Origin of the sequence: Microbacterium sp., from assembly GCF_052102115.1 — a bacterium.
Taxonomy (GTDB): domain Bacteria; phylum Actinomycetota; class Actinomycetes; order Actinomycetales; family Microbacteriaceae; genus Microbacterium.
Genome location: NZ_JBQDVP010000040.1, coordinates 23293 through 28273, shown reverse-complemented (window position 1 = coordinate 28273; position 4981 = coordinate 23293). Strand labels below are relative to the sequence as shown.

At 68.0% G+C, this 4981-nt stretch carries 1 protein-coding gene and 1 pseudogene; both read left to right on the top strand.

Features of this window, described 5'->3' with window-relative positions:
• A pseudogene (locus ACTICP_RS12105) lies at window positions 1–212 on the top strand (phosphoglucosamine mutase); the annotation flags it as partial.
• A gap of 225 nt (window positions 213–437) precedes the next feature.
• Window positions 438–4981: lamin tail domain-containing protein (locus tag ACTICP_RS12100; RefSeq protein ID WP_441892685.1), on the top strand; the 4544-nt coding region annotated here is incomplete at its 3' end.

Below are 4981 nucleotides of genomic sequence, written 5' to 3'. Positions count from 1 at the left end.
ACGTCGACAAGGATCGTTGCGCCGATGACGAGGGCGTGCAGGATGCTGTCGCCGCCGCTGAGGCGGAACTCGGCGAGACCGGGCGCGTGCTGCTGCGCAAATCCGGAACCGAGCAGCTTGTCCGCGTGATGGTCGAGGCACCGGATGCCGAATCGGCGCAGTCGTACGCCGAGAAGCTCGCCGCTGTCGTCAAGGAGCGCCTGGCGCTCTGAGCCGCGCCCGCGAGCCGGGGCCGGACGAGAAGCTTTTCGCGGCTTCGGAAGCGTGGGAAGCCGCGAAAAGCTTCCAGCATCCCCTGGCGGATGGCGCAGCGGCGCCCGCGTTAACGAGACGGTTACCGGGCGGCCATGCATCTCGGGGCAAGGCGACACCGGAAGTTGCGGGGACCTCAATAGCTTCGGGGTGTCCTGCTCGCCGTCGAAGCTTAGGTGTCGTCCGTGCCCCTGCGCCGTTCCTCTCTCGTCCTCCCGTCCCTCTTCGGCGCCACGGTGCTGGTGGCCACCCTGCTCCCGGTCGCCCCGGCCGCGGCCTCGCCAGCAGCGCCAGCAGCACCGGCCGCGGCAGCCCTCGCCCCGGCAGCCACCACCCCCACGCCCGCCCCGCCGGTCATCGTCACCGAAATCCTGGCGAACACGGCGGGCGACGACCACTTCGAATACGTCGAGATCCGCAACACGACGAGCGCGGCGATCGACCTCGCCGCCGAGGGCTACTCCTTCGCCTACTCGTACGTCGACTCCGACGACCGCACCCGCGACATCGCCCTCACCGTCGATGAGCCGCTGACGCTCGCGCCCGCCGAGACGGCCATCCTGTGGCTGAGCTACACCAATGGCCAGGTCGACTCCTACGCGCGCACGGCCGACGAGTTCCGCACCTATCACGGCGTGGATGCTGCGACGCAGGTCGTCCGCCTCTCCGGGCAGAACGGCATGGCCAACGGCGGAGACCGCGGCATCCGCGTCCTGAAGAACGACGCGCTGCTCGCCTGGTCGCACTACCCGTCCGGTTCGATGGGCGAAGATCTCGCCGTTCACTTCCGCCTTCCCGCCGAACCGGAGACGCCCGGCGGCCCCGAAAGCCTGACCGTCCTCGGCCAGCAGGCGGAGCGTTCGCCCGGCAGCGTCCTGCCCATCGCGTTGCAGCGCCCGGCTCCGACCGAGCCCGAAGAGCCGCAGCCCGGCCCGGCCTCGAACTGGCCGCTCATCGTCACCGAGATCGCGCCGGACAACGTCGGCGGCGACGACTTCGAGTTCTTCGAGGTGCACAACACCACCGACGAGCCGGTCGACCTGCAGACGGCAGAGAGCACCGACGGGTACTCGTTCGCGTACACGTACATCGACGCCGACGACCGCGCGCGCGACGTGCCGCTGACCGTCACGACCGACGCCGACACCGACGAGGCCGCGGGCACCGAGATCGCGCCGGGGGAGACCGTCGTCCTCTGGCTCAGCTATGACAACGGCACCTCGGTCGACTCGTTCGCCCGCACGGCCGGTGACTTCCGCGCGCAGTGGGACGCGTCGGACGACACGAAGATCCTGCGCGTCGAGGGGCAGGCCGGCATGGCGAACGGCGGCGGCCGCGGCATCCGGGTCCTGCACGAGGATGACGAAGGCGAAGAAGAGACCGTCGGCTGGTCGTACTACCCGGCCGGTGCCGTCGGCGTCGACCTGACCGCGCACTTCCGCATCCCCGGCGATGTCGCTGAGCTCAGCATGCCGCTCCTCGAAGAGGCCGCGGCCCCGACGCCCGGCGCGATCACCGACGCCGCCCTGACCGCACCCGAGCCCGAGCCGGAGCCCGACTTCGACCCGCAGCCCGACCCCGCGGTCGTGACGGCGCCGCTGCAGGTGACCGAGGTGCTGCCCGACTCGACGAACGTCGGCGGATCCGACGGCTTCGAATTCATCGAGGTCTACAACGCCACGAGCGAGCCGATCGACTTCAGCGACTACTCGATCAACTACCTCTATCCGGTCGATGAGCACGAGAACACGCAGACCAGCCGTTGGGCCGCCACTCCTGCCGACGTCGTGATTCCTGCGGGGAAGACCCTCGTGCTGTGGATCAAGAACGGGCCGAACAACGACCTGGGCGCGGCCGACTTCAACGCCAACTTCGGCTCGTCGCTGACCCTCGGCGAAGACCTCGTCGAGATCTTCTCCGGCGGCATGGCGAACTCCTCGCCGCGCGGCATCGAGATCATCACGAACACGGGTCACTCGGTCAACCGCGGCTACTACAACATGGGCGAAACCGATGACACGCTGCCCGACCAGGGCATCCGTTACGCCATCGGCGAGGACGACCTGACCCTGCAGGGGATGCTGGGGATCGCCGCCGCCACACCCGGCACCGTGCAGTCCGACCAGGTGCCCGCCGGGCTGATGATCCCCGAGCCCGACAGCGTCGCGCCCGTGATCGAGAACCTGACGGCCGGGGAGATCGACCCGGCATCCGATTTCGCCCTGGACTTCACCATCACCGACGACGTGCTGCCGCGCACGGTGACACTGACGCTCGCGAACGACATCGACGGCACCTTCGCACCGATCAACCTGAGCGATGCGGGCGAGGGCAGCTACACCCACACGATCAACGCGGTCGACATCATCGGCAAATCGTGGTTCGAGTACGCCGTGACGGCGACCGACGGCACGAACGTCACGAGCATCGAGACCGTGCGCGTCGCGGTTGCCGGGGCCAGCACTGACCCGCTGCGTCTGAACCTCGACGAGGGCGGCTTCGTCGGCGGCAGCACCACGGTGATCGGCGCGGGCGACAAGGTTCCGGCCGACATCGACCTCGACGTCGACGGCGAACAGCTCATCACCGACACGTCGTTGGAAGCCGAGCCGGTGTTCGCGTTCGAGACCTCGCAGACCGACTACTACTTCAAGAACGGTGTGCGCATCGGCGATGACGTGCTGACCATCTTCGAAGAGGGCACCTACGCGAACTGGGAGACGATCACTACCCCCGTTCCGCTGTCGTACGTGCGCGAGGGCGACGAGCTCGTCGTGAGCGTCTGGGCCGGCACGAAGAAGGCCCCCGAGATCGACGAGCTCGAGAACAACGACGACTTCACGATCCGCGGGCTGCGCCTGATCCTGCCCGACGGTCGCACGCTCACCCCGCAGGGGTACGACGACCCGGCGACGGTGCTGCAGATGGGCGACAGCACCGGCAAGCTCGATTTCTACGATGCGCGCTTCACGCTTCCTGCCGACGCGTTCGCGGCGGTCACCGCGGAGTGGGACACCACCGCGCACGCGGACGGCTCGGCCGTCGTCACCGCGACGGATGCTGACAACAGCGTCTCGCGCACCGTCGAGGTCGACAACACCGGCCCGCAGGTCACCACCGAGATCATCGACGGCACCGCCTACCAGGGCGCGATCGAGATCGACGCCGAGATCGTGGATGCCGGCATCGGCGACGTCACCGCGACCGCGACGCTCGACGGCACCGACATCCCACTGCCGTACGAGACCTCGTCGGTCGACCTCGCCGCCGGCGACCACATCGTCGAGATCACGGCGACGGATGCTCTGGGCAACGCCTCCACGTACACGGCGACCTTCATCACCTACGAGGAGCAGCCCTCAGCCGGAGCGCTCGCCCCCGTCGAGGGTGCCGAGGTCGAAGCGGGAGACGTGACGCTGCAGGCGAAGGTCGAGGACCCGACCGGCGACGTGCTGGATGCCGTCTTCCTCGAGGGCCGCCGGGTCGACCTCTCCGACGGCGACATCGCCCTGCAGTCCGGCACGGTGAATGACGCTCGCGACCTCGAACGCGACCAGCCGGAATCGTTGAGCGACGACGACGTGCGGACGCTGTCCGAAGCCGACGGCCTCGCCGCAGACGTCAGTTCGAGCGCGGAGTTCCCGTACCAGCTGTTCGACGTCGCCACCGGTGACGCCGGTGACGGCTCGCTCGTACGGGTGTCGTGGACCGGGCACGCCAACGCCGGAGCCACGGTGGTGCTGTACGCGCTCGCCGCAGACGGCACGGCGTGGGTCGAGCAGACCCGGCACGTCGCCGCCGACGAAGGGTCGTTCGAGCTCGCCGCGGCCGTCGACGTCACGGAGCACGCGCAGGACGGGTTCGTGCGGGTGCTCGTGCAGCACTCGGAGGGCTTCGCAGGCGACGATCTCAGCACGCGCGAGTCGGCTGTTGCTCAGCAGCATCCGCTCGACACCCCGCGCTCGGAGTACGACTTCACGTTGGGCTGGGAATCCGATACCCAGTACTACAACGAGGACGGTGTCGAGGGCGAGGATCGCTACCGGCACCAGCAGGCGATCCACACGTATCTGCTCGAGCAGCGTGAGGCGATGAACCTGCAGTACCTGTTCCACACCGGTGACATCGTCGACGACTACGACCAGATCTATCAGTGGGAGAACGCCGACCCCGAGTACCGCCGACTGGACGAGGCAGGGCTGCCGTACGGCGTGCTCGCCGGCAACCATGACGTGGGCCACCAGCTGATGGACTACTCGAACTACGGCGCCTACTTCGGCGAGGAGCGGTATGCGGGCAACCCCTGGTACGGCGGCAGCGATCAGAACAACCGCAGCCATTACGACCTGATCTCGGCCGGCGGCATCGACTTCGTCATGGTGTATTCCGGATGGGGTCCCGGAGACGTCGAGATCGCGTGGATGAACGAGGTGCTCGCGAAGTACCCCGACCGCGTCGCGATCATCGCGCAGCACGAGTTCATCCTCACCACGGGTGGTCTCGGGGCGACGCCGCAGCGCATCCTCGACGAGGTCGTGGCGCCCAACCCGAACGTGAAGATGGTGTTCTCCGGGCACTATCACAGCGCTCTGACCCGCACCGATCAGTTCGATGACGACGGCGACGGCACGTTCGACCGGAACGTCTACTCGATGCTGTTCGATTACCAGGGTCTTCCCGAGGGCGGCCAGGGCTTCCTGCGACTGCTGCACTTCGACACGGTGGGTGA